The 24228-nt window shown below is 67.8% G+C and carries 21 protein-coding genes and 2 pseudogenes; 13 read left to right on the forward strand and 10 right to left on the reverse strand.

Annotation, left to right across the window (positions count from 1 at the left end):
* Window positions 1-106: 106 nt before the first annotated feature.
* From AB0L70_RS38265 to AB0L70_RS38280, 4 genes are all read right to left on the reverse strand, one after another.
* A complete protein-coding gene (locus AB0L70_RS38265; RefSeq protein ID WP_363691778.1) occupies window positions 107-967 on the reverse strand; it encodes a metal ABC transporter permease in 861 nt (286 codons plus the stop codon).
* Window positions 964-1779, reverse strand: a complete 816-nt coding sequence (locus tag AB0L70_RS38270) for an ABC transporter ATP-binding protein (RefSeq protein WP_363691779.1) — start codon at window positions 1777-1779, stop codon at window positions 964-966. Before AB0L70_RS38270 ends, AB0L70_RS38265 begins: the two co-directional genes overlap by 4 nt.
* A complete protein-coding gene (locus tag AB0L70_RS38275) occupies window positions 1776-2594 on the reverse strand; it encodes a zinc ABC transporter substrate-binding protein (RefSeq protein WP_363691781.1) in 819 nt (272 codons plus the stop codon). Before AB0L70_RS38275 ends, AB0L70_RS38270 begins: the two co-directional genes overlap by 4 nt.
* A 152-nt stretch (window positions 2595-2746) precedes the next feature.
* Window positions 2747-3685 carry an RNA polymerase subunit sigma-70 gene (locus tag AB0L70_RS38280; protein WP_363691782.1) on the reverse strand — a complete coding sequence of 313 codons (939 nt, stop codon included), beginning with the start codon at window positions 3683-3685 and terminating at the stop codon, window positions 2747-2749.
* A gap of 108 nt (window positions 3686-3793) precedes the next feature.
* On the opposite strand from AB0L70_RS38280, the gene AB0L70_RS38285 reads away from it, so the two are divergent.
* Window positions 3794-4354, forward strand: coding sequence for a dihydrofolate reductase family protein (locus tag AB0L70_RS38285; RefSeq protein WP_363691783.1), 561 nt, complete (start codon window positions 3794-3796; stop codon window positions 4352-4354).
* Here the strand turns inward: AB0L70_RS38285 and AB0L70_RS38290 are convergent.
* On the reverse strand, window positions 4351-4758 hold the full coding sequence (locus AB0L70_RS38290) for a DUF6855 family protein (protein ID WP_363691784.1): 408 nt from the start codon (window positions 4756-4758) through the stop codon (window positions 4351-4353). The genes AB0L70_RS38285 and AB0L70_RS38290 overlap by 4 nt on opposite strands.
* A 178-nt stretch (window positions 4759-4936) precedes the next feature.
* On the opposite strand from AB0L70_RS38290, the gene AB0L70_RS38295 reads away from it, so the two are divergent.
* Window positions 4937-5419: a GNAT family N-acetyltransferase gene (locus AB0L70_RS38295; protein ID WP_363691785.1), complete on the forward strand. Its 483-nt coding sequence runs from the start codon at window positions 4937-4939 to the stop codon at window positions 5417-5419.
* 8 nt (window positions 5420-5427) lie between these two features.
* Here the strand turns inward: AB0L70_RS38295 and proC are convergent, their stop codons facing one another.
* From proC to AB0L70_RS38310, 3 genes are read right to left on the reverse strand one after another with little or no spacing between them, the layout of a single operon-like run.
* Window positions 5428-6234, reverse strand: coding sequence for a pyrroline-5-carboxylate reductase (proC, locus tag AB0L70_RS38300; RefSeq protein ID WP_363691786.1), 807 nt, complete (start codon window positions 6232-6234; stop codon window positions 5428-5430).
* Window positions 6231-6917, reverse strand: coding sequence for a GntR family transcriptional regulator (locus AB0L70_RS38305; protein WP_363691787.1), 687 nt, complete (start codon window positions 6915-6917; stop codon window positions 6231-6233). Before AB0L70_RS38305 ends, proC begins: the two co-directional genes overlap by 4 nt.
* Window positions 6914-7909, reverse strand: a complete 996-nt coding sequence (locus AB0L70_RS38310; protein ID WP_363691788.1) for a proline racemase family protein — start codon at window positions 7907-7909, stop codon at window positions 6914-6916. The genes AB0L70_RS38305 and AB0L70_RS38310 overlap by 4 nt, the downstream gene beginning before the upstream one ends.
* Window positions 7910-8004: 95 nt before the next feature.
* On the opposite strand from AB0L70_RS38310, the gene AB0L70_RS38315 reads away from it, so the two are divergent.
* From AB0L70_RS38315 to AB0L70_RS38330, 4 genes are all read left to right on the forward strand, one after another.
* On the forward strand, window positions 8005-8877 hold the full coding sequence (locus AB0L70_RS38315) for an LLM class flavin-dependent oxidoreductase (protein WP_363691789.1): 873 nt from the start codon (window positions 8005-8007) through the stop codon (window positions 8875-8877).
* Window positions 8878-8932: 55 nt separating this feature from the next.
* Window positions 8933-9826, forward strand: a complete 894-nt coding sequence (locus AB0L70_RS38320) for a MurR/RpiR family transcriptional regulator (protein ID WP_363691790.1) — start codon at window positions 8933-8935, stop codon at window positions 9824-9826.
* A 92-nt stretch (window positions 9827-9918) separates the two neighbouring features.
* Window positions 9919-10722, forward strand: a complete 804-nt coding sequence (locus AB0L70_RS38325; RefSeq protein WP_363691791.1) for an SDR family oxidoreductase — start codon at window positions 9919-9921, stop codon at window positions 10720-10722.
* Window positions 10719-13628, forward strand: a complete 2910-nt coding sequence (locus AB0L70_RS38330) for an aminotransferase (RefSeq protein ID WP_363691792.1) — start codon at window positions 10719-10721, stop codon at window positions 13626-13628. The genes AB0L70_RS38325 and AB0L70_RS38330 overlap by 4 nt, the downstream gene beginning before the upstream one ends.
* A 1-nt stretch (window position 13629) precedes the next feature.
* Here AB0L70_RS38330 and AB0L70_RS38335 read toward each other — a convergent pair whose 3' ends face one another.
* Window positions 13630-16362: an aminotransferase class III-fold pyridoxal phosphate-dependent enzyme gene (locus AB0L70_RS38335; protein WP_363691793.1), complete on the reverse strand. Its 2733-nt coding sequence runs from the start codon at window positions 16360-16362 to the stop codon at window positions 13630-13632.
* 144 nt (window positions 16363-16506) lie between these two features.
* On the opposite strand from AB0L70_RS38335, the gene AB0L70_RS38340 reads away from it, so the two are divergent.
* Window positions 16507-17208, forward strand: coding sequence for a GntR family transcriptional regulator (locus tag AB0L70_RS38340; RefSeq protein ID WP_363691794.1), 702 nt, complete (start codon window positions 16507-16509; stop codon window positions 17206-17208).
* On the opposite strand, the gene AB0L70_RS38345 is transcribed toward AB0L70_RS38340, so the two are convergent.
* Entirely contained in the window at window positions 17198-18907 is a 1710-nt protein-coding gene (locus AB0L70_RS38345) for an amidohydrolase (RefSeq protein ID WP_363691795.1), read from the reverse strand. The two genes, AB0L70_RS38340 and AB0L70_RS38345, sit on opposite strands and share 11 nt — an antisense overlap.
* A 124-nt stretch (window positions 18908-19031) precedes the next feature.
* Here AB0L70_RS38345 and AB0L70_RS38350 point away from each other — a divergent pair, with 124 nt between their 5' ends.
* The 6 genes and pseudogenes from AB0L70_RS38350 to AB0L70_RS38375 form a co-directional block, all read left to right on the forward strand.
* A complete protein-coding gene (locus tag AB0L70_RS38350) occupies window positions 19032-20144 on the forward strand; it encodes a C45 family peptidase (protein WP_363691796.1) in 1113 nt (370 codons plus the stop codon).
* A complete protein-coding gene (locus tag AB0L70_RS38355; protein ID WP_363691797.1) occupies window positions 20141-21001 on the forward strand; it encodes a PHB depolymerase family esterase in 861 nt (286 codons plus the stop codon). Before AB0L70_RS38350 ends, AB0L70_RS38355 begins: the two co-directional genes overlap by 4 nt.
* A 27-nt stretch (window positions 21002-21028) precedes the next feature.
* Complete coding sequence (locus AB0L70_RS38360; RefSeq protein ID WP_363691798.1) at window positions 21029-22054, forward strand: Fe(3+) dicitrate ABC transporter substrate-binding protein; 1026 nt, start codon at window positions 21029-21031, stop codon at window positions 22052-22054.
* Between the two features lies 1 nt (window position 22055).
* On the forward strand, window positions 22056-23117 hold the full coding sequence (locus AB0L70_RS38365) for an iron ABC transporter permease (protein ID WP_363691799.1): 1062 nt from the start codon (window positions 22056-22058) through the stop codon (window positions 23115-23117).
* 140 nt (window positions 23118-23257) lie between these two features.
* Window positions 23258-24070, forward strand: a pseudogene (locus tag AB0L70_RS38370) (iron chelate uptake ABC transporter family permease subunit); the annotation flags it as partial.
* Window positions 24071-24152: 82 nt separating this feature from the next.
* Window positions 24153-24228, forward strand: a pseudogene (locus AB0L70_RS38375) (superoxide dismutase); the annotation flags it as partial.

A 24228-nucleotide genomic window follows, 5' to 3' on the forward strand; every position in this document is an offset into this window, starting at 1 on the left:
GTAGAACTGCCAGGGCGGAGGCAAGAGATTGGGCGGCCACTGATACCCACTACGGTACGGGCGCCACCCGGACGGCGCAGTAGATCTAGCACTACTGCGCGAAAAATCACGCCACCAGGCTCGGGCGGCTCCAAGTGCTCCGCGAGGTGATCACCCGGCAGCTGACGTAGATCGCGAAGGAGATCGTGGTCACGTAGGGGCTGATCGGGAGGCTGCCGCCCAGGGCCAGCAGGATTCCGCCGACCAGCGAGACGGAGGCAAAGAGGACGCTCAGGACCGGGACCAGCCAGGGCGAGGCGGCCACTCGAAGGGCAGCCGCTGCCGGGGTGACGACGATGCTGAGGACCAGGAGGGCGCCGACGATCTGTACGGAGATCGCTACGGCCAGGCCCAGTAAGAGCATGAACACCAGCGACAGCAGACGGACCGGCACACCACGGGCCGCGGCCTGCTCGGGGTCGGAGCTGGCGAACATCAGCGAGCGCCAGACGATCAGGAGTCCGACCAGCACGACGATGCCCGTACCGATCAGCCAGGACAGCTGCGGAGTGTCGACCGCGACGATCTGCCCGGTCAGCAGGCCGAACTTGTTCGCCGCGCGACCCTTGTAGAGGGCAAGGAAGAGCACCCCGAGGCCGAGGCCGAAGGGCATCAGCACCCCGATGATCGAGTTCCGATCGCGCGCCCGACTGCCCAGGACCCCGATCAGGATCGCCGCGATGATCGAGCCGGCGAGCGAGCCCGCGACCACATTAACGCCGAGCAGCAGCGCGCCGGACGCGCCCGCGAACGAGAGCTCGCTGATGCCGTGAACAGCGAACGGCAGGTCGCGCATCATCACGAAGACACCGATCAGGCCACCCACTATCCCGAGCACCACGCCCGCGATCAGCGAGTTCCGGACCAGCGCCAGCAGCTCGCCGTAGTTGGCGAAGTTGAAGATCTCGTGCCACACGGTCGACCTCACCCAGCCCGCAACGTCGTCGCGTGATGCGCATGCTCGGGCACCTCGGGAATCCCGGCCACCAGGACCCGCCCGCCCGAACGGACGACCTCGACCGGCGCCTCGTACAGGTCGCTGAGTGTGGAGGAGGTCATCACCTCGTCGACTGCGCCCGTACGGAATCGTCCGCCGGCCAGGTAGAGGACCCGGTCGACGTACGGGAGCACGGGGTTGATGTCGTGGGTGACGAACACGATGGCGGTGTGATGCGTACGGCGACGTCGATCGACCAGGCCGGAGATCGTCCGCTGGCTGCTCAGGTCCAGCGACAACAACGGCTCGTCGCACAACAGCAGCTTCGGATCCGCGACCAGGGCCTGCGCGATCCGGACCCGCTGCTGCTGCCCGCCGGACAGGATCCCGATCGGGCGGTCCGCGAAGTCCAGTGCACCAACCGATTCCAGCACCTCGTCGATCAGCCGGCGCCGCCGTCGATCAGGTCGGCCGATCCCCCAGCGATGCCCGTCCAGCCCCTGACCGACCACGTCTCGCGCCCGCAACGGGGTGAGGCTGTCGATGCGCCGGTGTTGCGGCACGTAGCCGATCTCCGTGCTGCCCCGGTGTGGCGGCGTACCGGCGACTCGGACGGTCCCGGACATCAATGGATGCAGGCCGAGGACCGCCTTCAACAGACTGGTCTTGCCCGATCCGTTCGCGCCGAGGATCGCGAGGAACTCGCCCGCCCGCTGGTCCATCGTGAGGCCGCCCCACAGCCGGCGATGCCCATATCCGAACGAGGCGTCGTCGAACTGCAGGACGGGCGTTGATCCGATCAAGACAACGCCGTACGCAGTGCGTCGAGGTTGGCGGTCATCCACCTCAGGTAGTCCTTGCCGGCCGGCAGCGTCTCGGTCACGGGTACGACAGCAACGCTGTTGGCCTTTGCCGCCGCCAGCACCTTCTCTGTCTCCGGTCCGGAAGTCTGCTCGTTGTACGCGAGCACCCTGACCTGCTTCTTGGCGAAGAGATCCAGCGTCTCCTGCAACACCGCGGCCGGTACGTCGGTCCCCTCTTCAATCGCCTCGCTGAACTCTTCCGGCGTCTTGTTCACCAGGCCGCTCGCGGTCAGCAGATACACCGGCACGGGCTCGGTGATCGCGACGCCGGCGCCATTGTCGGCGGCCCTGATCGAGGCCTCGGTCGCTTCCAGTTGCTTCACCTTCGCGGTGAAGGCGGTCGCATTCGCCGTGTACGTCGCTCCGTTCGCGGAATCGACCGTTGACAGCGTGGCGGCCAGTTGCGTGGCGAGCTTCGCCATGGTCGGGAAGTCGTACCAGACGTGCTCGTTCAGCTCGCCGCCCGCGGGTGCGGTCTTGCCGGAGAGGTCGACCACGTTGAGCACCTTGGCCGACGTGTTGCCCGCGGACTTGAGCATCTTGTCCATGAAATCGTCGTACCCGCCGCCGTTCTCGACCACGACGCTTGCCTTCGACAACGACAGCTGGGTCTGCGTGTTCGCCTCGTAGGAGTGCGGATCCTGGTCCGGGTCGGAGATGATCGACGTCACCTCGACCTTGTCCCCCGCGATCTGCCGGACGATGTCGCCGTACACGTTGGTCGAGGCCACCACCTGGATCCGCGAGTCCGCCACCGGCGTACTCCCACCCTCCCCCGATGATGACCCACACCCAGCCAGTAAGACCAACGCCCCTACCGCCGCGCCTACACGCCACCTCACAGCCCAGCCACCTCACCGTTATTGACAATGACTTTCATTGTCTCCGTACGGTAGCAGACTCCTGACTAGTCACCCAGCGGCGGTAATGAGCGGGGCAGGCCGAACCACGGGAGGGTGTGGTTCTCGAAGCGGGTCATGGCGGCTATGTGTTGGCCGGTGAGGGTCAGGACGTACAGGCCGGTGCCGTGGCGGGTGCCGGAGGACGCCTGCAGGTAGGCGCCGAAGGCGGGTTGGCCGTTGGCTCTGGTGGGGACGAGATGGAAGCGGCGGCCGCCGAGGAAGAGGCTGGCGCAGAAGTTGGCGGCGACGTCGCGGCCCTCGTACTCGAAGGGCAGGGGTGGCATGGACATGAAGACGTCGTCAGTCAGGAGTGCGACCAGGGCGTCGATGTCGGCGGACTCCCAGGCCTGGACGAAGTTCGCGACGACCGCGTCCTCGGCGGGTGAGCCGACAGGCGGAGGTGGTTCGGATCGTCGGCGCTCGAGGCCGGCCCGGGCTCGCTTGAGCGCGCTCTTGACCGAGTCGATGGTTGTGTCCAGCATCTCGGCCGTCTCGTCGGCGTGGAATCCGAGCACGTCCCGCAGGATCAGTACGGCGAGCTGGCGCGGTGGCAGGACCTGGAGTGCGGTGACGAACGCCAGCGAGATGGACTCGGTCTGCTCGTAGCGAGCCTCCGGGCCGAGCGGCACGTTGATCGCGCCGTCGAGCAGGGAGTCCGGATACGGCTCGAGCCAGACGATTTCGCCCAGCCGGGTCGGCTCGGGTGGCTCGACCCCTGGGATGTCCCATTCCTTCGCCGTACGACGCTTTGCCGAGCGCAACGTACTCAGGCAGCGGTTGGTCGCGATCCGGTACAACCACGTGCGCATCGACGCGCGACCGTCGTACCCACTGAGCCCTCGCCAAGCATCCAGCAGGGACTCCTGCAGTTCGCGCCGATGCGGCTCGGTCAACGCCCGGAACGCTTCGTCGTCCCCGGCCCGCGCCCTACTGATCAAGTCCACCTTCACATCCTGTACAGACGCCGGCCGACCTCGAAAAGGGGCGCCCCCTTTCGTGGTGCGGCGGCGTCAGTACCCGTCGGAGGAACACCACCGACGAAGGAGTACGCCATGGGAACGATCATCGTCAGCGAGAACGTCTCGCTCGACGGCGTCATCGAGGACGCCACCGGGGACGAGGGTCTCGGTCGCGGGAACTGGTTCAGCCAGACCTCCGACCGGGATCGCGAGGAGTGGGCCAAGCTCGAGTTCGAGGAGGCGCTGGCGGCGGAGGCGTTGCTGATGGGTCGGCGTACGTACCACTGGTTCATCGCCCGCGGCTGGGCTGCGCGTAGCGACGCGTGGGCCGAGCGGTTGCGCGACCTGCCCAAGTACGTCGTCTCCTCGTCGCCGGTCGAAGGCTGGAGCAACGCGACCGTCCTCACGGTCGACGAGGTCGCCGCCCTGAAAGAACGGGTCGACGGCGAGATCGTTGTCTACGGCAGCGGTCGCCTGGTGCACACGTTGATCGAGCGGGACCTCGTCGACGAACTCCGGCTCACGACCTACCCAATCGTGGTCGGCGCGGGCGCGCGGGTCTTCGGCGAGACCAGCGCCGCGAAGCCGATGCGCCTCGTCGACGCACGCACCGTCGGCGACGGTCTCGCGTTCCTGACCTACCGAAAGGCTTAGAGCGCCCGCATCCGGTTGTTGCGTGGGTTGTGCTCGAGCTCGACCAGACCGAGCGCTTCGAGGACAGGCGGCACGTAGTTGGCGAATCGGCCGCGGTATCCCTTCCGTAGGCCGTACCAGCCGCCGACCGGATTGTCCTCGGAGCGCGCCCACGCTTCGACTGTGCCGGGCGCGGCCGTCTTCTGCTCGTCGGCGTTGCCGAGCGGCATCCAGTCGCCGTAGGTCGCCAGCATCGCGTGCAGGTCGTCAATGCACCGCAGTTGGTAGCTGAGCTTCGTCGTACCCACCTGACAGACGAGCTCCCCAGCAGTCTCGTCGCGATGAACCTGGTAGGCCGAACCACCGGGCGGCGTGGTCAGCACCCACGGATCCTCAGCCGTCCCCGACCCCTTGACGTCAGCCATGTCTCCCCCTCACAGTCCCCTTTCGGTCACCGTACCGCCTGGTCCGCCGTTACGGCTCGCTCTGCGGCTGGCGTGCGATCGTAGGTTCATGGGGATCGAGGTTCGGGCGGCGTCGGTGTTCGAGGATGTTCGGAGTGTTATCGGGCCGAAGTCGCCGACGTCCACTGTTTGTTGGTGTTTGAGTTATCGGATCCCGTCCAAGCAGAACAACGCGCTGCACGGGACGGAGCGGGCCGAGCTCGTCGCTGAGTTGTGTGCCGCGGAGCCGGCGCCGGGAGTGCTTGCGTACGACGGGGATACGCCGGTCGGATGGGCTGCGATCGCACCGCGGGCGGAGACGACGTTCGCTCGGAGCCGGAAGATCCCGCACGTCGACGATCTACCGGTCTGGTCGTTGTGGTGCATCCGGGTCCGGCCCGGTCATCGCGGCAAAGGCATCTCGCACGCACTCATCACCGGCGCCGTCGACTTCGCCCGCGCCAACGGCGCCCCGGTCGTCGAGGCGTACCCGCTCGACAGCGGCGACGCCAAGGTCGACCTGACCATGGCGTACGCCGGCATCCGCAAGAACTTCGAACGCGCCGGCTTCACGAAGGCCGCCGACACCACCTCCGTCCTGGCCCGCCACCCCCGCGTCCTGATGCGCCTCGACCTACGCTGACGTCGGCGCTAGGTGGATGCTTGCTGGCCGAGTTCGGTCGAGCGATCGCGACCGGCGAGGGCCGCGGACATGACCGCGCCACGGAAGGCGTTGCGCTCCAGCTCATGGATCGCGGCGATCGTCACCCCGCCCGGACTCGTCACAGCCGCCCGCAACGCGACCGGGTCCTTGCCGAGGTCACGCAGCATCAACCCCGCGCCGGCCGCGGTCTGAGTCACCAGCGTCTCCGCCGCAGGCCTTGGGATCCCCAGCAGTACGGCGGCGTCGATCAGTGCCTCGGCCAGCAGACAGAAGTACGCCGGCCCACTGCCGGAGAGTGCGGTCACGGCATCGAGCTGGGCCTCGGGCAGTTCGATCACCTGACCCAACGGCGCGAACAGCTCCGTCACCTCGGCCAGGTGCTTGGGCGTCGCCGAGAGCCCAGGACTGATCGCGATGACGCCCTGCCCGATGGCGACCGCGGTGTTCGGCATGCAGCGAACGACCGCGACGTCGCTGCCGAGCGCCGCCTCGACCCGCTCGGTGGTGACCCCTCCCGCCGCCGTGATGACGAGCTCCGGCGTCCGCCCGGTCGCAGCCAGGTCCTCGAGCAAACCCGGGACCAGATGCGGCTTGACGGTGATCACCAACACCCGAGCCCGGACCGCCTCGGTCAGCGTGACCGCGCGTACGCCGTACTCCTCGGTGACTCGCGCTGCCTGGGCCTCGTTCGGCTCGACGATCGCCAGACGCCTGGTCTCACCTTTGCGGAGCCCGGCCAGGATTGCGCCGCCCATGTTGCCCGCGCCCACGACCGCCAGGTCAATCGAGGTCATGTCGTCTCCTGCTCTTCGGGGCGGCCTGCCCAGGCGCCGCGGATGTGGTCGATATGCCTGCCCATCACGTCAATGAGCCCGGCCTCGTCACCGGCGAGCAGGAGGTCGAGGATCGTCACGTGCTCCTCGGACGAGGCGACGAGCGCATCGATGCCGAGGGAGTCCAGGCCGGTCAGCCGGCTGCGGGCGCGAAGGTTCGCGACCAGCTCCAGCAACACCGCGTTGCCCACCAGACCGAGCAGCTCGAGATGGAACCGCCGATCCGCCTGCACCCAGTCGACCAGCTCTCGCCTCGCCGCAAGCTCGACCAGATCATGCGCGGCCGGATAGAGCGACTGCACCTTTTCGCGCTGTGCGTCGGTCAGCGAGCCGGCCAGCTGAGCCATCCCAGGTACTTCGAGCATCCGTCGTACGGCGGTGATGTCGTCGAGCTGTTTGTCCGACGGCTGGGTGACCCGGAACCCCTTGTTACGAACGGCTTCTACGAGCCCCTCGGCCACCAGATCGAGCAGCGCCTCACGCACCGGCGTCGACGAGACGCCGAACTGCTGGGACAGCGTGGGCGCGGAGTACACCGGCCCTGGATGCATCGCGCCGGAGATGATCGACGCGCGTAGGACATCACGGATCCGCTGCCGCAGATTCAGCCCGCCACCGAGATTGGGCACGTCCAAGGTGGTCATCGCAGCACGAATCCCGTCCCGAGTTCGTCGGCCGGGTCCAGCGTGAACGTGCTCCGCCCGGTCTCGTACGCCGTGCCTTCGATCTCGGTGATCACCCCGTCGGCCGCGTTCTCGACGATGCGGCCCCAGAACGTGCTGCCGACGATCGAGTCATGCCGGAGGATCTCCCCTGCACCGATCAGCCCTTCGTCGGCGACAAGAGCCAGCCGGGCCGAAGTGCCTGAGCCGCAGGGTGACCGGTCAGCCTCACCGTCGGCGAAGACGGTCAGGTTGCGTTGGTGCGGACCGGTGTCATGCCGGCCGAGGTCGTCGTACAGGATCGTGCCGTAGAGGCCGTCCAGCCGGTTGTCGGTGGGGTGGCGGACCCAGTCGGTTTCGTTCAGCGCCCATTTGACCTCGCAGCCGAGCGCGACCAGTTCGCCGTAGTGCTCGGCAGTCACCGCCAGGCCGACGGACTCGGCCCGGACCGAGGCGTAGAAGGCGCCGCCGAAGCTGATGTCGGCGTACACCGTTCCCCGGGCGGTCTCGACTTCGATGCCCCGGGCAACGACGTACGCCGGGACGTTGCGGAACCCGATCTGCTGGATCGCACCGTCGACCCGGTGCACGAGCGCGGTGACGCGGCCGGACGGTACGTCGATCACGACCGGAGTCACGCCGGTTTCCGGGCCGGTGACGAGGCCGGTCGCGAGCGCCCAGGCTCCGAGCGCGATGGTGCCGTGACCGCACGCGGTGGAGTACCCGTCCTTGTGCCAGAACAGCACGCCGAGGTCGGCGCCCTCGTCGTCGGGCGGAACGAGGAATCCGCCGTACATGTCGGCGTGACCGCGGGGCTCGTTGACCAGGAGCTTGCGGAACACGTCGACGTCGTCCGAGTGCCGCGCATACTCCCGCCGGTCGGCGACAGACGCGCCGGCGATCTCCGGACCACCCGAGACGACGATCCGGAACGGCTCGCCGCCGGTGTGGTAATCCACGACCCCTACCTGCACGTCAGCCTCCATCGATTCAGTGGTGTGTAATATACTACAGGCATCTGACGTGGGGATATGTGAAACTGTCGGTGGCCCGTACCAGCATGGCCGCCATGACCAATCGACTGAGAATGGGCCTGGTTTTCCCCCCGGCACTTCCACCCGAGTCGATCAGGCCACTGGCCAGGTCGGCGGAAGCTGCCGGACTCGACGACTTCTGGCTGTCCGAGGACTGCTTCAAGGAGAGTGCGGTCGCCAGCGCCATGGCCGTGCTTGCGGCGACCGAGCGGATGCGGGTCGGGATCGGCATCTTGCCGGTGCCGCTGCGTTCGGTTGCGCAGGCCGCGATGGAGATCGCGACCATCGATCGACTGTTCCCCGGACGGTTCGCCGCCGGCATCGGGCACGGCGTACAACCATGGATGGAGCAGGTCGGTGTGCGGGCCGATGCACCGCTCACGTTGCTGCGCGAGTACGCCGCGGCCCTTCGGCGATTGCTGGACGGCGAGCGGGTCAGCGTTTCCGGGCGCTACGTACAACTCGACGACGTCGCCCTGGAGTATCCACCGCTCGAGCCCGCGCCGCTGCTGATCGGTGCGGCAGGTCCTAAGTCTCTCGCCGCGGCAGGCGAACTCGGCACCGGCACGATCTTCGCGCTCGGACTCGATGTCGACGATACGAGGCAGTCGACCGCGACCACGCTGTCCACTGCTTCACCCGGCCACGAGGTCATCGCCAGCATGATCGTGGCCACCGGCCCCGATGCTCGCGAGCGAGTCGACGCCGAGCTGGGCACTTACGGCATCCCCGGCGGGCCCGGACGTGGCGCGGCGGGTGACGCCAGCAGCGTCGCCAAGCAGATCGGCGAGCTGGCCGCAGCCGGCGTCACCGCGATCTCGATCCAACCCTGCCAGGACGAACCAGACCTCGAGGCGTTCATCACTTTCCTCGGCAAAGAAGTGAAGCCGCTGGCGCTCGACACCTAGCCGCAACAGGCATCTTGGCGCGTGCGTCTCCTCGGCGGCTCGTACTATCCATGGCATGGATGAAGCTCACGAGGCCACCGAGGAGACGCAGACCGAGGTCATTGCCGACCTGCGGTCACGGATTCGGGAACGGTGGGAGGGCTTCTCGCCAGCCGCGCGCGCGGTCTGCAAGTCGCTGGCCGAGCGCTCGGCCGAGGAGCTCCTCTTCCTGTCCGCCGTCGAACTCGGCGCCGAGGCGAAGACGAGCAACGCGACCGTCGTCCGTACGGTCCAAGCGCTCGGCTACTCCGGGCTCGCGGAGCTGAAGGCCCGGATCGCGGCACCCTTTGCCCGCGCCGCGCGGCCCGAACTGCGGACCCGGCGCCGGGTCGAGTCATCTGGTGGTGACCTCGAGAACGTCTGGCAGCGAGTACTCACGGAGTCGTTGGACCGGATCGAACTCCTGCAGCCGACGTTCTCACTGGAGAAGTACCAGCACGCGATCCAGTTGCTGCTCGACGCGAAGAACACGCTGACCTACGGCTTCGGCGCCTCGTTCGTGGCGGCCGATCACCTGACTCTGGTCCTGCGCCGCGTCGGTCTCCGCTCGACCAGCCTCCAGGCCGGCGGGTTCCGTCTCGCCGACGATCTGCTCAGCATCGGGTCCGGCGACGTGGTCGTCCTCTTCGCCCCGGGCCGCTCGGTGATCGAGGTCGAGACCCTGCTCGAACACGCCCGTACGGTCGGCGCCTCCACCATCCTCATCACCGAGGACCCGACCAGCAAGGTCACCGAACAGGTCACCGTCACCCTGCACTCCCCCACCACCCCCACCGGCCTGACCGGCGAGCCCCTCACCTCGATCATCGTCGCGGACGTCCTCTCCCAAGGCATCGCCGCCGCCAACGTGGAACAGTCGGTCGAAGCCTCAGAGCACCTGACCCAACTCCGCAAACGCCTCGGCTTCTAGCTCCACACCGGCTCGCGTATCGCGAGATTCAGGATTGATCACCAATTCCGATTCTGCTAAATTGCTCACCAATCACGAGGAAGGTGGCGTGGGTGGGCGAGTTGGTGGACTGGGCTGCGCCCGTCACCGGGATGGGCGACTTGTTGGGCCGGGTTGCGGTGGTTACCGGGGTTGGTGGGGCCCGTGGGATTGGGTACGCCGTGGCTCGAGCGCTCGCTGCTCGTGGGGTGGCTCTGGTGGTCTCGGCGGCTGGGGATCGGGTCCATCAGCGCGCGCATGAGCTGCCGGACGGGACCGTCGGCGTGGTCGGAGACCTGACGCAGGACGGAACCGCGCAGTGGCTCGTCGACGAGGCAGTCTCCCGGTTCGGGCGGCTCGACATTGCCGTCAACTGCGCCGGGATGACGTCCACGACGCACCCCGACCCGGAGGCCGGACCTGTCACCGAACTCTCGTTCGAGACCTGGCGCGCCAGCCTGGCCCGCAATCTGGATGCGGCGTTCCTGTTCGCGCAGGCCGTCGTACCGGCCTTGGAGGAGTCTGATGCCGGCCGCCTGGTGATGGTGTCCAGTCTGACCGGGCCCTCGATGGCGATGCGCGGCGAGATCGCGTACGGGGCCGCGAAGGCCGGCGTGGTCGGACTCGTCCGCGGCCTCGCGCTCGACTCGGCCGCGGCCGGCGTCACCGTCAACGCCGTCGCCCCCGGCTGGATCGACACCGACTCACAGACCCCGGCAGAACGCGAGCAAGGCTTGCGAACACCCATCGGCCGCAGCGGTACGGCGGACGAGGTCGCGAGCCTGATCGCCTACCTCTGCACCCCGTCCTCGTCCTACCTGACCGGCCAATGCCTCATCGTCGACGGCGGCAACTCGATCGCGGAGGAACGCGCATGACCCAGACGTTCGACTTCTTCACCCAGCCGTCCCTCCCGGTACCGGACATCTCCGCGGACCAGGCGGCAGAGTTCGTGCGTACGACGTACGGCATCGAAGGCACCGTGACCGAGTTGGGCAGCCAGCAGGACGCCAACTTCCTGATCGAGGCCGACCCGAACACCTATGTCCTGAAGGTCTCCAACGCAGCCTTCTCCCCCACGGACCTCCTGGCCCAGGATCAGGCTGCCGCTCACGTCGGCCGGCACGAGCCCGACCTCGACCTGCCTGCCGCGGTCCCGGGACTCAACGGCGAGACCGTGCAACCCGTCGTACTCGCGGGCCAACCGACCCATGCGCGGCTCGTGACGTACGTCGCCGGCGCCGTCCTCAGCGACTCCAGCTACCTCGCTCCAGAGGTGATCGCCGCACTCGGCGAGCTCGCCGGCCGCACCTGCCGAGCCCTGGCCGACTTCGACGGCGAGGTCCCGGCTCGCGCCCTGCAATGGGACCTCCGGCACGCCGAGGAGGTCGTCTTCCGACTGGCCGACTATGTCACCGTCCCGGGCGGCCCCGACGCGGCCCGTTCGGCCGCAACCACAGCTGCCGACGCGCTCGCGCCGTACGTCGACAATCTTCCCCGGCAACTCATCCACGGCGACCTCACCGACGACAACGTGATCGCCCGCCCGGGCGCGGACGGCCGGCCGCAACCCGTCGGCGTGATCGACTTCGGCGACCTGATGGAGACCTGGGCGATCGCCGAGCTCGCGGTCACCTGCGCCTCGCTCCTGCACTACTCGGCCGATCCGGCGATCATGCTGCCCGCGATCCAGTCGTTCGACCGGATCAGGCCGATCTCCGACGACGAACTCGCCGCGATGGCACCGCTGATCGTCCTGCGCGCGGCCGCGCTGATGGTGAGTGGACAGCAGCAGACCCAGGTCGACGGCGACAACCGGTACGCCGCCGAGAACCTTGCTCGCGAGTGGCGCATCTTCGACCACGCGACCGCACTCCCGCTCGAAGTCCTCACCGAGCTCATCCGCGCCGCCGTGCGACCGGCCGAAGAACGCCGATCTGCCACCGGATCGCCTCTGCTCTGGGCCGACGGTCGAGCAATCGTGCCAGGCCAACTGGACCTGTCGGTGCTGAACCCCGACCTGGACCCGGCCAGCACGGAGTCGGGCGCAGCCGTCCACGCGATCAGCAAAGTGGCGTCGGGCGCGGTCTATGTCCCGTTCCTCCAACCACGGCTGACGCGGACGCAGCTGAATTCGTTCGATCCCCCAGCATCCGTCGGCGTCGGCGTCGAGCTGTTCACAGTCCGCGACCTGGAGCTCCGAGCCCCGTGGCCCGGAACCCTCAGCAGGCAAGGCACTTCGCTCACTCTCAAAGGCCCGGACGGTACGACGCTCTGGCTGACCACCTCAGATCTCGACAGCACCAGCGAGGGTCCCGTCGAGTCCGGCGACATCCTCGGCCGACTCCGGCTGCACGGCGAAGTCAGCACACTGCACGTGCAGGTCACCAGCCTCGACCAACAGCCGCCGTTCTTCGCGCGAGCCTCCATCGCCGAGGCGTGGGCGCAGTCCTCCGCGGACCCGACCGGCCTGCTCGACCCCGACGCAACGGCCGACCTGAACGACGGCACCTTGCTGGCCCGACGCGACGCATCGTTCGCGACCGTGCAAGAGCACTACTTCCGCGAACCTCCCCAGATCGAACGCGGCTGGCGCCACCACCTGTTCGACACCGAAGGACGCGCGTACCTCGATATGGTCAACAACGTGTCGATCCTCGGGCACGGACACCCACGGCTGGCCAAGGCGATCGAGCGCCAGTGGCGCCTGCTCAACACGAACTCCCGCTTCCATTACCGGGCCGTCGTCGAGTTCTCCGAGCGCCTCGCCGAGCTGCTGCCCGTCCCGCTCAACGCGGTCTTCCTGGTCAACAGCGGAACCGAGGCCGACGACCTGGCCCTCCGCCTCGCCTGGGCCGCCACCGGCCGGCGTGACGTCATCGCCGTCCGCGAGGCCTATCACGGGTGGTCGGACGCCACCGACGCCATCTCCACCTCGGTTGCCGACAACCCCAACGCGCTCACCACCCGGCCGCCCTGGGTGCACACGGTCGCGGCCCCGAACACCTACCGCGGTCAGTACCGAGGTGAGGAGACCTACCGGTACGCCGACGATGCCGTTGCCTACCTCAACCAGTTGGTGGAGAAGGGCACTCCCCCGGCCGCCTTCCTGGCCGAGCCGTTCTACGGCAACGCCGGCGGGATGGCGCTGCCGAACGGCTACCTCCAGCAGATCTATGCCGCCGTACGGCGAGCAGGCGGCCTCTGCATCGCCGACGAGGTCCAGGTCGGATACGGTCGCCTCGGCAACCACTTCTGGGGCTTCGAGCAACAAGGCGTCGTACCCGATATCGTCACGGTGGCGAAGGCCATGGGCAACGGTCACCCGCTCGGCGCGGTCATCACGACCCCCGAGATCGCGGCGGCGTACCGCACCCAGGGGTACTTCTTCTCGTCGGCCGGCGGCAGCCCGGTCAGCTGCGCCGCCGGCCTGACGGTTCTCGACGTACTGCGGGACGAGAAGCTCCAGGAGAATGCGCGGGTAGTAGGCAACCATCTCCGGGAGCGCCTGCTGGAGCTGTCCGAGCGCCACCCGCTCATCGGCGCGGTCCACGGGATGGGTCTGTACGTCGGTGTCGAGCTCGTCCGCGATCGCGACACGCTGGAACCGGCTCCGCAGGAGACCGCCGCGATCTGCGAGCGGATGCGCGAGCTCGGCGTGATCATGCAGCCGACCTCCGACCGGCTCTGCGTGCTCAAGATCAAGCCGCCGCTGGGCCTCGGGATCGAGGATGCCGACTTCTTCGCCGACACCCTCGATCGGGTGCTGACCGAAGGCTGGTGAGTCACCAGTCCCGGGTCAGCACCTCGTCGAGTACCGAGGTGAACAGCTCGGCGTCGTCCGCCGTGAACGTGAGCGGCGGTTTGATCTTGAGGGTGTTGCCCCCGGTCGGGTAGACGATCACACCCTCGTCCTTCATCAGCTCGCTGACCAGCAAGGCTTCCTGGACCGCCGGCTCCTTGGTCGCGCGATCGCGAACCAGCTCGAGCCCGAGGTACATGCCGTGCCCGCGGACATCCCCGATCAGCTCATGTCGACCGGCCAGCTCTTCCAGCCTGCGCTTGAGCTCCCGCCCGGTCGTCTCCGCGTGCTGCTGCAGATTCTCCGCGGCGATCTCATCGAGCACGGCGGTTCCGATCGCACACGAGACCGGGTTGCCGCCGAACGTGTTGAAGTACTTCATCCCGGTGTCGAACGCGTCCGCGATCTCCCGGGTCGTCACGACCGCGGCCATCGGATGCCCGTTGCCGATCGGCTTCCCCATCGTCACGATGTCGGGTACGACGCCTTGGCTCTGGAAGCCCCAGAACACATCACCGAACCGGCCGAAGCCGACCTGCACCTCGTCCGAGATACACAGCCCACCGGCGGCCCGGACAGACGCAAAGGCGTTCTCGAGATAGCCATCGGGATAGAAGATGCTGCCGGCCGTCCCCTGGGCCGACTCCGCGATGAACGCGGCCGGCGGCCGCCCGAGTCCATTGAGCCGGTCGATCTGGCGTTGGACATCGGCGGCGTACTTCGGTCCCGCGTCGACGTCGTCGTACCCGTAGCGGCCGCGGTACTGATCGGGCTGCTCGACCTCGTGCGTCGTCGGATCGGGACCGGTGCCGCCGGGACCTTTGTAGCGGTTGGGACTCAGGCCGGTGATCACCGACGTGTTGCCGTGGTAGGCGCCGTCGATCACGAGAACGTCCGAGCGTCCCGTCACCTGACGCGCGATCCGGATCGCCAGGTCGTTGGCCTCGCTCCCGCTGCAGACCAGGAACACGACCTCGAGCGGGTCGGGCAGCAACGAGGTCAGCCGTTCGGCGTACTGGGCGATACCGGGATAGAGGAATCTGCTGTTCGTGTTGAGCCGCTGCAGCTGCGCAGTGGCCGCCGCGACGACGCGAGGGTTGGCGTGGCCGACGTGACTGACGTTGTTGATGGCGTCGAGGTACCCGCGGCCGAACTCGTCGAACAACCAGGAGCCGCGACCGCTGACGAGATTCATCGGCTGGTCGTAGTACGAGCGTTGCGATCGGGCGAACCGCCGGCTCCTGGTCGCGAGCACCTGCTCGGCGGACCACTCACCCTCCACGCGTCGTACGCCGAGACCGAGGAACTCCTGTGGATCCGGTGACACGATCGCCCAGGCGGCCGCTTCCGACGGCGGCACCGAGGCCTGGTCGACCACCAGCGCCGCATCCAGCGACCGGAAGATCGCCACTCGAACCGCCGCGGCCTCACCCAGGACCTCACCGGCGGCGACGTAAGAACCCGCCGCCAGCGACGAGGTCAGCCCGGTCCAGCGAGACCACAGGGATCCCTCATGGCGCAGGACCAGGAACCCAGCGTTCTCTTCGACCACACCGGCGTACGGCGCGACGACCTTGAACGACTCCTCCGCCGTGATTTCCACGCCGAGCCGCTGCGTTGCCGTCTCGCCCGACACAGTCGATCGACGGCTCCCGGTGACAACCTCGAGGTGGCCGCCTACCTCAGCATCAGAGACCGTGGACCGGGCACCGAGCCCGAGCACCGGCAGCGCCGGCGCGATCGAAGCGCCGGCCGCTTCGCGGAACAACAGCTCGGCGAGTTGCGGTGGAGTCTTGGCGAGGCGGGCGATCGTCGGCCAGGTGTGTTCCATCCGGTCGTGCCCGTACGTGCCGCCGCGCGTCGTCCACGTCACGGCATTGACGCACAACCGGGCCGCCGCGAGCGGGTAGAGGACCGCGAGCTCCGCGTCGGTCAGCTCCAATTCCTCCGCATACCCGCGAACCACGGCAGTTGCCGCCGTCAACGGATTCTTCTTGCGCAGCATGGCGTACGCCACCGCGACCGCCAGCTCACTGACCCGCGTGCTGTGCAAAGCATCGGCAAAATCGAGTACGGCGTGCACGTGGTGGCGACCGTCCGGCGCGCGGCGTGCAAGCACGTTGAAGTCGTTCAGATCATGGTGCACGACCGCCATCGGCAGGCTCCCGAGATGCAGTCCGAGTGCCTCGGCGTACCAGGCGAGGATCCGCCGCACCTGCTCGTGCTGATCCCGATCGTCGACCGCATCGATGCCGGCGGCAATGGATTCCGGTGCGCGCAGGAGATCCCAGTGATGCGTGGTCGCTGCCACGGGAGCCGGCGCCAGCGCGCGGACCATCCGCGCGGCAGTCCGGCCGAGCTCACCGAGGAGCTGCGGAGAGTGATGGCTCAGCTCGGACAATGTCCGGCCCGGCAGCCACGACTGCACGGTCATCAGCCGGCCTTGACCGACCTCGAGCAGTGTCTCGCCGGTGCGCGCGGCGAAGAGCTTCGGGACGCTGACCGGATCCAACGCACCCGCCTGGCCGGCCAGCTCCATCAGGCCGTGTCGCCAGCGCAGCTCCGTGGCATCGGCACCCGGGGGCGAGATCTTCACGACCACCCGCGAACCGTTGTCGAGATCAACAGCCAGGTTCTGATCGACCTCCCCACCCAGCGGCGATGCCGCCACCGGACGAAGACCGAAGGTTTCCTCGAGGACCTCAACACCCAGCATTCGCCATCCCCACTCCGCCGGTCCTACTCTGCCATTCCCACCTGATGGTTGACCATAATTGGTCACCAATGTAGCAATGCTACCATGGCGACAGAACGCGACTACAGTTGCGCAGAGTTTGTTCAGGCGAGGAGGGGACCGCCCATGCCGGTCGACGGAAGAATCCCGACGTTGAGTCGCGGCACGACGGCCGAGGAAGTCGCGGCACTGCTGCGCGACCTGATCATGAGCGGCTCGCTCAAGCCCGGCGAGCAGCTGCGGGAGGAAGGCTTGTCGGCCCAGTTCGACGTCTCCCGGCGTACTGTCCGCGACGCGCTCGGCCTGCTCGCGCGTGAGCGGATCGTCCGGCACTACCGGCACAAGGGCTCGCGCGTCGTGCTCTTCACCGAGAACGACATCCACGACCTCTACCGGGTCCGCACCACGCTGGAAGGCAGCGCGGCGGCCCGGGCGGGCGAGTTGTCCGACGCCCAGTTGAAGGGCCTGACCGAGGCGTTCGAGGACCTCGAGTCCGCGACGAACGACGGTCAGGCCGAGGCGATCGTCAGCGCGGATCTCGCCTTCCACCAGGCCGTGGTCGGGCTGATCGGGAGCACCCGCGTCAACGACTTCTTCGCCGACATCGCGGTCGAGATGCGGTTCGCCCTCTCGATCCTCGAGTCGACGTACCACGAGTCCTCACACCGCCCCGCCGAGGCGCTGGCCGAGCACCGGGCCATCTGGGCCGCGTTCCTGGACCGCGACGTCGCGACCGCGAGCCGCCTGGTCCAGGAACACGCCGACGCCAACGAGCGGCTGCTCGTCGACGTCGTCGCCTCGACCGCGATCACGGACCTCATTCCGTGACGTCGTACACCAGCCGTCCGCCCAGGTAGGTCTGCTCGACCCGCGCTCGCAGCAGCACCTCAGGCGCACCGGTACGAACGTCCTCGCTCAGTACGACGAGATCCGCCAGCTTGCCCGGCGTGATGGTCCCCTTCACGTCCTCCTCGTGGGAGGAGTACGCCGGGTTTGCGGTGTAGGCCAGCAGCGCCTCGTCGACCGTGATCGCCTGCTCGGGATGGAACGGCTCGCCGTCCGCACGGGCCTTGCGGGTCACCGCGGCGTACATGTTGCGGAGCGGATCGATTTCGGCCACGTGCGACTTGTTGAAGGCACCGGGGAAGTCCGAGACCAGGTTGACCGTGACGTCGGTGTCGATCAGCCGGCGCCAGGCGAACGCGTTCGACGCGCGGGCCACTCCGAGCGCCTTGTCGAGACCGTTCGAGTACAGGACGAGCTGATCGGACGTCACGTCCGCGACCAGCCCGAGCTTCCCGGCCCGCGCGAAGTCCTCCTCGGCCAGGTGCCAGGCGTGGATCAGCCGGTGCCGCCGATCCCGCGGACCGTTCAGTTCTGCGGCGTTCTCGAACGCCTCGATCGCGATCCTGGCCCCACGGTCCCCGGTGACGTGCACCCCGATGTCGAAGCCGGCCGCGTCTCCGGCCTGTACGAGTTCGGACAGCCGCTGCTCCCCCACGAAGCGGTACGACCAGCCGTCGGACAGCCCGGTCCCCGGTGCGTCCGCGGGGTCGAACGGCGGGAGCATCGCCCCACTGTCGATGAAGATCTTCAGCGCGCCGTACCGCAGCCAGTCGTCACCGGACTTCGGCGAAATACCGTGCCCGGCAAGGCGATCGAAGGTGTCGAGCGGGAGAAACGCGTACACCCGGACGGACAATTCGCTGCGCTCCGAGAGGCGCTGGAAGATCTCCGCGTTGGAGAAGCTGCGCTCGAGAAAGACCGGTGGGATCACCTCCTCGGTCACCGCGGGCAGGCGGGCGATGTCCTGGATCGAGGTGATCCCGACCGCGTTCAGCTGGGACATGACACCGCGGGCGCCGAGCAGCTTCTGCTCCAGTGAGATCGGGCTGACCAACCGCTGCATGAACTCGCCGGCCTGCCCGTAGAGCATGCCGGAGAGCGTCCCGTCGGCGTTCCGGCCGAAGCGTCCGCCGCGAAGGTCCGGCGTATCGCCGTCGATCTTGGCCACCTCGAGCGCCCGGCTGTTGGTGAAGAACTGGTGATCGGCCCGACGGATCAGCAGCGGGTTGTGCGGAGTCAGCGCGTCGATCCGGGCCAGGTCGGGTTCGAGCAGTACGGGCGATTCTTCGCGAGTGGACGCGAAGTCACCGAGATCTCCCCCGGTGATCCAGACCCCGGGAGCCAGCCGCGCGGCCGTGGCCGCGACCCGCTCCTCGAGGGTCTCCTGGTCGTTCACGTCGGTGAGCGCGACCTGGAAGTACCAGTCGACCGCGTTCTCGAAGTGCGTGTGGGCGTCGTTGAAGCCTGGGCACACCATCCTTCCGTCGAGGTCGACGAGCTGGACGGAACGGGTGATCAGGGCGAGAACTTCGGCGTTGCTGCCGACTTTCACGATCCGATCGCCCGCGATGGCGACGGCCGCGGCCACGGGTTGCTGTGGGTCGGCGGTCCAGACGGTCCCGCCGTACAAGATCAGGTCGACCGATCGGGTCGGGGGTGGGGCGGTGGGCGGGGTGCTCATCCTGGGGTTCTCCTCGCTGGATGTTCAGGCCATCTGCCGTAAGGGCTGGACAGGACCGTAATCGCCGTTACAGTATTGCGTCAATGTTCCTCCATTGATCAACGAGCGATACCGAGGAGGCCTTGTGCCGAGTCCCCGCGTCATCGAGATCGTGAGTCCGTCAGCCGCCGAGCGCGGCCGGCAGTACGGGCATGCGGCCGCCGATCTGGTCGCCCAGGCGATCGAGTACTACCGAGACGGGTTCGCCCATCAGACCGGGCTGACCTGGGATCAGGTGCTCGAGCTGACCCGGCCGTGGCAGGGACTCGTCGAGCGGGACTTCCCCGAACTGCTGGAAGAGATGCGAGGCATCGCCGAGGGCGCGGGCGCCTCGCTGCCGGAGATCGTCGCGCTGAACTGCCGCGGCGAGATCATCTACGACAACTGGTTCCCGGCGCAGGCCGACGGCTGTACGTCGTTCTCCCTGATCGACGAGGCCGCCGGCGACGGGCACGTGTACGCCGGGCAGAACTGGGACTGGCGGCACGCGATCCGCGACACCGTCGTCATCCTGCGGGTCGTCCAGCCGCCGAAGCCGACCCTGATCATGCAGGTGGAGGCCGGCCAGATCGGCCGCCACGGCGCGAACTCCGCCGGGATGGCGCTCAACGCCAACGGCCTGGGCGGACGCTTCGACGACTCGGTCGGCATGCCGCAGACCGTCATCCGGCGAGCCGTCCTCGACGCCCCCAACGTCACGGACGCGCTGAAGATCCTGACCTGGACCAAGGGCCACATCCCCAGCAACGCGCTGATCACCCACCGGGACGGGTTCTCGATCGACATCGAGACGACGCCGGCCGGACACGGCTGGGAGTACGGCCAGGACGGATTGCTTGTCCACGGCAACCACTACCAGGCCTTCACTCCCGTCTCCACGGGGGCGCGGTTGATGTCACCGGACTCCCTGGTCCGCACGCCACGGGCCCGTCGCGGGCTGATCCAGGCGGCGTACGCCGAGAAGCCCGACGATGTGCGGACCGCGATCCACAGCGCGATGTCCGACCATCTCGGGCACCCGGATTCCCTGTGCACACACCCCGACGAGCGGGCGCCCGAGGTCGAGCAATGGTCGACCACGCTCTCCACCTGCGTCGATCTGACCACCGGCGAGTACTACGTGGCGGGCGGTCCGCCCTGCGAGAACCCGTACGAACTCATGCCGTTCAACCTCTACCAAGACGGGGACCGCCCATGACCGACCGGCCGATGTGGGCCCATTACACCCGGGGCAAGACGCCGATCTTCGCGTCGCAGTACGACCAGCGGCTCGGCTACTGCCTCTACGTCCCGGACGGTCTCGACGACCGCGCTCCCCTGCTCGTCATGCAGCACGGCACCGAGCGGAACGCCTCGCTGTACCGCGACCACATGGTCGCCTTCGCCGACGAGCACAAGGTCGTCGTCCTGGCGCCGCTGTTCCCGGCCGGGATCATCGATCCCGAGGACCTGCACAACTTCAAGTTCATCGAGTACCGCGGCATCCGGTACGACGACGCGCTGCTGGCGATCGTCGACGAGGTCAGCCGGCGGTATCCGATCGACCCGGAGCGGTTCTACCTGCACGGGTTCTCCGGCGGCGCCCAGTTCGCGCACCGGTTCCTCTACCTCCACCCCGAGCGGCTCGCCGGTATCTCGATCGGTGCACCCGGCCGGATCACCCAGCTCGACGACCGGCTGCCGTGGTGGCTCGGTACGGCCGACTTCGAGCGGCGCTTCGGCCGGGCCATCGACCTCGACGCCCTGCGCCGGGTCCCGGTCCTGATGGTGGTCGGCGGCAACGACGTCGACACCTGGGAGATCGACAACCCCGGTGAGTCCAACTGGATGGACGGGGCGGAGAAGACCGGCCGGACCCGGATCGAGCGGCTGCGGACGCTCGAACGGGACTTCGTTGCCCAGGGCATCGACGTACGGTTCGAGCTGGTCCCCGGGGTGGCCCACCGCGGCTCCCTCGTCCTTCCCGCAGTCCGCGAGTTCTTCGCCGAACTGCTGCAGTCCAGGCTGCAGCCGTCGGCGGACCGATCGTCCAGTACGGCCAATCCCATCCCCTAGCAGCGTCCTTCACACCAGGAGAGCACCATGTTCCAGATCCCTACGAGGGCGCGGCGGCAGTTCGCCGCCGTACTCGCCCTGATCGTCGCGACAGCCGGTCTGTCCAGCTGCGGTGCCTCGTCCACCTCGACGTCGACCGGTGCGGCACCGAACGCCAACCGCGCGGCCGCGGCCCAGGGCGTCAGCTCGGACGTCAACCTCGAGCAGTGCGGTAAGCCGACGCGGACGATCAAGCACGACCTCGGTACGACGACGATCACCGGCGAGCCGAAGCGGGTGGTGGCGCTGGAGTTCTCGTTCGTCGACGCGCTCGTCTCGGTCGGGATGTCGCCGGTCGGTGTCGCCGACGACGACAAGCCCGAGCGCATCATCGAAGGTCTGCGCACCAAGGTCGGCAACTACAAGTCCGTCGGCCTGCGGGCGACGCCGAACATCCAGGTGATCACGGCACTCAAGCCGGACCTGATCCTGGCCGACAGCGGCCGGCACAAGGCCATCTACGCGCAGCTGTCGAAGATCGCGCCGACCGTGGCGTACGCGAGTCTGAACGGCAACTACCAGCAGGTCCTGGACAGCGAGATGTCCACCGCGATCGTGCTGAACAAGTGCGACCAGATGAAGACCCGGCTGGCCGAGCACGAGAAGGTGCTCAGCGACCTCAAGGCCAAGGCCGACTCCGGTGAGAGCCGCAAGGCGCTGTTCGCGGTCTCGTCGGACAAGGAGTTCACCGCATTCCCGCCGAAGTCCTACACGCCCGGCGTACTGGCGCTGCTGGGGATCCACTCGCCGCTGGCCGACGACAGCGGTGACGCGACGGTCTCGCTCACGCTGGAAACCGTGGTCTCGACCAAGCCCGACGTGATGTTCATCGCCGGCCAGACCGGCGACACCCTGGCCGACACCTGGGAGAAGAGCCCGCTCTGGAAGACGATCCCGGCGGTCAAGAACAACACGACGTACAAGGTCGACCAGAACATCTGGTCCAGGTCACGCGGCCTGCTGGCCTCCGAACTCGTCGCCGCCGAAGCAGTCAAAGACCTCTACGGGAAGTGACATGTCCTTGTCCGCGGGCACTCTGCCCAAACCTACCGAGGATGCCGCCCACAAGCGTCCGAGGATCGTCACCAACAAGCAGCGCGTCACGTGGGTGACGCTGGCGCTGCTGGCCGTGCTGGTGGTCGGCGTCGTCTGGAGCCTGTCCATGGGTAGCCAGCACATCTCGCTCTCACGGCTGCCGGGAGCGATCTTCAAGGCCGACACCCCGGACGAACTGATCCTCCAGGTCATCCGGTTGCCCAGAGTGGTGCTGGCGCTCTGCGTCGGCGCCGGGTTGGCGGTGGCCGGTGCACTCATGCAGGCCGTCGCCGCCAACCCGCTCGCGGCGCCGGAGATCATGGGCGTCAACGCCGGTGCTGTCTTCGTCGTCGTGCTCGCGGTCACCGTCGTACCGTCGTTGTCCGGGGCACCGACCATCCTGCTGGCGTTCGGCGGTGCGGCCGCGGCCGGTGTGTCGGTGATGCTGCTGGCCGGGTCGGGCCGCGGACGGACCAGTCCGGTCCGGCTCGCGCTGGCCGGCGTGACGGCCAGCAGCCTGCTGGTCTCGCTGACCCAGGTGCTGATCATCTTCGACGAGAACTCTGCGGACAGCGTGCTGTTCTGGCTGGTCGGCGGAGTCAACTTCGCCGGCTGGCACGACATCCGCAACCTGCTGCCGTGGCTTGTCGCCGGTCTGATCGGCGCGTTCGCGATGGCTCGGCCACTCAACTTGCTTGCCCTCGGCGACGACATGGCCCGCGGGTTGGGTCAGAACGTGGAGCGGACGCGGCTGTTCGGTTCGATCCTCGTCATCGTGCTCTGCGGCGCGTCGGTGTCGGTGGCCGGGCCGGTCGCCTTCATCGGGCTGATCGTCCCGCACATCCTGCGCCGGTTGGTCGGTTCCAGCTATTCGGTGCTGCTGCCGCTGTGCGCGGTGGGTGGCGGCGTACTCGTCCTGTACGCCGACATCGTGTCCCGCTACGTCAAACCGCCCTTCGAAGTTCCGGCCGGCGTCGTGACCGCCCTCATCGGCGCACCGATCTTCGTCTACCTCGCACGTCGGCAGAAGGTGACCTCATGACGAGTACGACGATCGTTGCGCAGCACGTCCGGCGTACGTCGCTGGCCCAGCGGCACCCCGCGGTCCTGATGGGGTCGCTCGGCGTCCTGGCCGTCGTACTGAGCTTCTACAGTCTCAGCGTCGGCGCGACCGAGGTTTCGATGGGCGACGTCTTCAACGCGTTGATCGGCAACACCGCTGATCAGGCGGCCCAGATCGTGATCGACTTCCAGTTGCCACGAGTCATTCTGGCCTGGCTGGTTGGTATCGCGCTGGCCATCTCCGGTGGCGTGATGCAAGGCGTGATCCGGAACCCGTTGGCGGCGCCCGATGTGGTCGGCGTGACCAAGGGGGCCGGGTTCGCGGGAATGCTGCTGTTGCTGGCGATTCCCGGCGTACCGGTGATCGCGGTGGTCCCGGCGGCGTTCCTCGGCGGTCTCGCGGCGGCGGCGCTGGTTTACCTGCTCGCCTATCGCCGGGGGTCTACGCCGGTGCGGATCGCGCTGGTCGGTATTGCGGTCAGTGCAGCCTTCGAGGCTGGCATTCGATTCCTGTTGGTCCGCAATCCGCTGGACGTGAGTGCGGCGCTGATCTGGCTGACCGGAAGTCTGTTCGGCCGGTCGATGTCATCGGTGTTCGAGATCCTGCCGTGGGTGCTGGTGCTCGTGCCACTGACTTTGGTGTGGGCTCGCAAGCTCGACGTACTCGGATTGGGTGACGATCTCGCGGCTGGGCTTGGTGAGCCGGTCGAGAAGACGCGGCGGACGCTGTTGCTGTTCGCGGTCGCACTCGCGTCGGCCGCAGTGGCCGTGTCCGGGACGATCGGGTTTGTCGGCCTGATCGCACCGCACATGGCCCGCCGGGTGTTCGGCGGTCGGCATCTCTCCTCGCTGCCCTCGGCGGCGTTGTTCGGGGTCTTGCTGATGCTCTTCGCCGACATGCTCGGCCGTGGATTGGCCCCACCACTGGAGATCCCGGCCGGCCTCGTGACCGCGGTCGTCGGAGGACCGTACTTCCTGTACCTGCTAGTGAAGACCGGAAAACCTGCTGGTGCACCAGCTGTACGACCAGCAGGGCAACCTGCCGGCCGGGCAGATCCCGATCGTGATGCTGGACATGTGGGAGCACGCCT

The sequence above is a fragment of the Kribbella sp. NPDC051952 genome, assembly GCF_040680855.1.
Classification (GTDB): Bacteria; Actinomycetota; Actinomycetes; order Propionibacteriales; family Kribbellaceae; genus Kribbella.

Coding starts and splice junctions, on each gene's coding strand:
- AB0L70_RS38285 (WP_363691783.1), top strand. CDS start 3,794: ATGGGAACGATCATCGTCAGCGAGAACGTCTCGCTCGACGGCGTCATC.
- AB0L70_RS38290 (WP_363691784.1), bottom strand. CDS start 4,758: ATGGCTGACGTCAAGGGGTCGGGGACGGCTGAGGATCCGTGGGTGCTG.
- proC (WP_363691786.1), bottom strand. CDS start 6,234: ATGACCTCGATTGACCTGGCGGTCGTGGGCGCGGGCAACATGGGCGGC.
- AB0L70_RS38305 (WP_363691787.1), bottom strand. CDS start 6,917: ATGACCACCTTGGACGTGCCCAATCTCGGTGGCGGGCTGAATCTGCGG.
- AB0L70_RS38315 (WP_363691789.1), top strand. CDS start 8,005: ATGACCAATCGACTGAGAATGGGCCTGGTTTTCCCCCCGGCACTTCCA.
- AB0L70_RS38320 (WP_363691790.1), top strand. CDS start 8,933: ATGGATGAAGCTCACGAGGCCACCGAGGAGACGCAGACCGAGGTCATT.
- AB0L70_RS38330 (WP_363691792.1), top strand. CDS start 10,719: ATGACCCAGACGTTCGACTTCTTCACCCAGCCGTCCCTCCCGGTACCG.
- AB0L70_RS38335 (WP_363691793.1), bottom strand. CDS start 16,362: ATGCTGGGTGTTGAGGTCCTCGAGGAAACCTTCGGTCTTCGTCCGGTG.
- AB0L70_RS38340 (WP_363691794.1), top strand. CDS start 16,507: ATGCCGGTCGACGGAAGAATCCCGACGTTGAGTCGCGGCACGACGGCC.
- AB0L70_RS38345 (WP_363691795.1), bottom strand. CDS start 18,907: ATGAGCACCCCGCCCACCGCCCCACCCCCGACCCGATCGGTCGACCTG.
- AB0L70_RS38355 (WP_363691797.1), top strand. CDS start 20,141: ATGACCGACCGGCCGATGTGGGCCCATTACACCCGGGGCAAGACGCCG.
- AB0L70_RS38360 (WP_363691798.1), top strand. CDS start 21,029: ATGTTCCAGATCCCTACGAGGGCGCGGCGGCAGTTCGCCGCCGTACTC.
- AB0L70_RS38365 (WP_363691799.1), top strand. CDS start 22,056: ATGTCCTTGTCCGCGGGCACTCTGCCCAAACCTACCGAGGATGCCGCC.